4 protein-coding genes are annotated in these 3,340 nt (G+C 28.5%); all 4 read right to left on the reverse strand.

Going from position 1 to position 3,340, the window contains the following annotated elements:
- Positions 1-323 precede the first annotated feature (323 nt).
- Positions 324-1,010: a hypothetical protein gene (locus V6246_RS18115; protein ID WP_341561852.1), complete on the reverse strand. Its 687-nt coding sequence runs from the start codon at positions 1,008-1,010 to the stop codon at positions 324-326.
- Between the two features lie 151 nt (positions 1,011-1,161).
- Positions 1,162-1,407 carry a hypothetical protein gene (locus V6246_RS18120; protein WP_341561853.1) on the reverse strand — a complete coding sequence of 82 codons (246 nt, stop codon included), beginning with the start codon at positions 1,405-1,407 and terminating at the stop codon, positions 1,162-1,164.
- 397 nt (positions 1,408-1,804) lie between these two features.
- Positions 1,805-2,344: a DUF3575 domain-containing protein gene (locus V6246_RS18125; protein WP_341561854.1), complete on the reverse strand. Its 540-nt coding sequence runs from the start codon at positions 2,342-2,344 to the stop codon at positions 1,805-1,807.
- A 278-nt stretch (positions 2,345-2,622) separates the two neighbouring features.
- Positions 2,623-3,189: a hypothetical protein gene (locus V6246_RS18130; RefSeq protein WP_341561855.1), complete on the reverse strand. Its 567-nt coding sequence runs from the start codon at positions 3,187-3,189 to the stop codon at positions 2,623-2,625.
- Positions 3,190-3,340 lie beyond the last annotated feature (151 nt).

A 3,340-nucleotide genomic window follows, 5' to 3' on the forward strand; every position in this document is an offset into this window, starting at 1 on the left:
TGATTTTTATAATGGATTGTTGTGTCTTTAGAATGTTTTGAAACAACCTTTTCTGAATCGCTTTTACAATTCAGAAATGTCAAAATTAATATTGTAAGTAGTATGTTTTTCATAATTAACCACAACGGAATTGTATAAGAATAGTAGGGCGGAAAAAATGCACGAACCATTCGGTTAAACACAAGCCGAATTTTTAAATTTTTCTTATTATCTTTTTTCTCAATAAGCCAAATTTAAAAATTTGGCGACCTCGAAAAAGTGCCCAAGCCATTGAATTAAGCACTAATTGCCCTATTATTTTTATACGGTGTTATGCTACGTTTTTATTCCGCTTTTATAAATTCCGAACCATTCCATAATTCAACACTCAATTCAACCATATTATGGAAATTTATCAGTTCTTTTTTTTCGTCAATTAAACCAGAATTTAATATTATCATTCGGCTATCTTTTCTAAATTCTGAACCAAATGTAGAAAAATAGTCGGCATAAATTTTTCCGTTTATTCTGTCGACAACAACTCCGCTTTGGCAAGGTGAACCACATCCCCAAATTACTAAAGTGTATTTTCCAGCAAAATTAATTCCGTTTTTACATTCTTCTTTTATTCTTGTAATATATCTTTTTGCATCTGGATAAGAATTGAAATCAGGTTCAGCTAATTTTCCATTATATATTTCTGACTTATATTTATCAAAATCATATTTTGGATTTAGTTTTTCATAAACCTCAAGCTTTGATTCATCAAGATTTTTAGCAATAATAAGAATGTCATTTTTTTTGTCGACAACTTTGAAATTTGGAAAGTTCAAACTGTCTTTATCACTAATAATTTTGATTTCCGCTTTCTTATTTCCAATTATCAAATAATCTGCTGTGTTGATTAAAGTATCAATTTTTTCAGATACAGATTCCGTTTGAGTTAATTCCACGTTATTTTTTTCAGTCGTCTTGTTTTGGCAACCAATTAATAAAAAAACTAAAATTATGATGTAATTACTGTTGTTCATTCAAATGTAGCATAACGGTCTTGTGTATGATTAGTTGCGTGGTTAAGCAACTAATTTAGCAAATAAATCACAGATAGAATATTCCGCAGGAATGTTCGTAAGTCGGCAGTGACCAAGCAATTAATTATACACGGTGTTACCATACGTTTTTTTATTCCGTAACTGTTTTGTTTCTGTTCTTGAAAATCAAAATACTTAATATTGTTCCGATTAAAAATCCAATAAATAAATATCGTCCGAAATTCAGATTATCAAAATCCATTTGAGTTTGAATTCCGTTTCCAATATCAAATTCAGATAGTTTTTGAAACCTACTGTTCAGTTGAAATATTCTGAATTGCCAAAGTAAAATTCCACTAACAAGTATTATTCCACAAGAAATTAAACCCTGTTTCATAAAATTCAGTTTTGTTATTTTTTTTATAATCAGATATAGTAGAGGAATAATTCCGATTGAAAAAGCGAATAAAATATGAGAATAAAATTGTGCGCTCATATTTCGGCTAACAACTTGAGTGTTTTCATTCGCTATTTGGGAAAAAGAAATGTCAAAAAAGTAATCTCGAATTAAAAATCCGATAACAGATAATATTAAAATCAGTCCTAAATATTTTAATGTGTTCGTCATTTCTTAAATGTATGGTAACGTTTATGTATATGATTTGTTGCGTGTTTAAGCACCTAATTTAGCAAATAAAAACCGAATAGAAAATCCGCGAGGATTTTCGTAAGTAGGCTAGAACTAGCAATAAATTATATACGGTGTTGTAAAACGTTTTTATTCCGTTGTTACTTTAAAACCTATAACCTAAATGAAATCCAAATTTCGCAACAATTGTATGGTCAGTCTTATCTGCATTAAATAAGAGTTTTCCATAACCTGCATTGACTTCAAATATAAATCCGCTTTTTGTAACCCATTTTCCACCTAAACCTAAACCAATAGAAAAATCAATAACATCAGAACCTTCAGTAAATATTGAATTATCATTCGTGTCATATATTTTTTTTCCGTCGATTGAACTTAACATTCCAAATCCTTCTGCAAAGAATCCAGAAGCAAATTTCTTTCCAAAGTATCTTCTATAATATGGTGAAATAGAATAATTTAAATCATCGTGTGATTTTTCGTTATTGAATACTGTAAAAGCAGAAACACCTAATGATGATTTTTCATTTAAGATTCTTTCATAAGTAACTTCAAAAGCTCCAGTCAGAGGTAATAATACGTTTGTTTTTAATTCATTCCTTTTTTCATTTTTAGAGATGTCATCTTGTGCATTAACAACGAAAACAGAAAAAAGCATTGCAATTATTAAATAATTTTTTTTCATAAAACAAGATTAATTGTTCAGGTCAAACATATAATAATTTGATTTTAAAAATGTTAATAAAATCTATAGTTCAAGTTAAATTAAATACAAAATAATTCAATCTAAATTTCGTGAGTTGGCTGGTTTGATAAATGTTTTACAACGTTTATGTGTATGGAAAGTTGCGTGCTTGTATGCGAGGATTTTCCGAAGGAAAATCAGATGCAAGCAAGTAAAGCAACTGACATTGGTTAAGCTAAAAGTAGCAATTTTTTATACACGGTGTTGTGTTTAGTTTTTTATAATTCGGTTATTAATTTGTCAAATAATTCGAAATGATGTTTTTCAGTTCTCATTTCAATTTTGAGCTTGTTATTCTTATGTTCAATCTTATATATTTCTCCAGATTGGAAAAGTGGTTTTAATATTTCTGTCAGTTTGAAAATCAGCTTTGGTTTCTCATTTTTTATTTCAAGAATGTACTTTTTAGAAATATCTAATTCAGATAATGATTTATTTACCAATTTTTTCAAAAAGTCAGTTCGTGTTTTTTTGCGTATTGTAAATTCCGAATTATAAGTTCCTTTTCTTTCAGTTTCCCATTCCGCCAAAACAAGTAAGCTTTGCTTTTTTGATGAAAGCAATAAATTTCCAGTTGAAGTAAAGGTCGATTTTTTATAAGTCAAATTCCAATTTGTAGGATTGGATATTTTACCGAAAATCAGATATGACCAAGCGTTGTAATTTCCTTTTACTTTTCCATTTTTATTCGCAACAAAACTTTCAAAATCAGAACAAAATTCCTCATTCGATTTAAAAAAAGGTGAGGATAATTCGTCTGGTGAGGCATTAGATTTTATTCTCATTGAATTCTGCTGTCAAATTAAACACAACGGCAGGTATATAGACATTAAGGGATTATCAATATAAATATCCTACAGATTTATATTGAAGCTAATTTAGGAAATAAATATTTAAATTTAAGAAAGAATATTTGGTTTACTAAAGTAGCGTTGG

The organism is Algibacter sp. TI.3.09 (assembly GCF_038154905.1).
Taxonomy (GTDB): domain Bacteria; phylum Bacteroidota; class Bacteroidia; order Flavobacteriales; family Flavobacteriaceae; genus Algibacter.

Bases quoted from the DNA above. Each gene is read 5' to 3' on its own strand.
- V6246_RS18115 (WP_341561852.1), bottom strand. From the start codon at position 1,010: ATGAACAACAGTAATTACATCATAATTTTAGTTTTTTTATTAATTGGT.
- V6246_RS18120 (WP_341561853.1), bottom strand. From the start codon at position 1,407: ATGAAACAGGGTTTAATTTCTTGTGGAATAATACTTGTTAGTGGAATT.
- V6246_RS18125 (WP_341561854.1), bottom strand. From the start codon at position 2,344: ATGAAAAAAAATTATTTAATAATTGCAATGCTTTTTTCTGTTTTCGTT.
- V6246_RS18130 (WP_341561855.1), bottom strand. From the start codon at position 3,189: ATGAGAATAAAATCTAATGCCTCACCAGACGAATTATCCTCACCTTTT.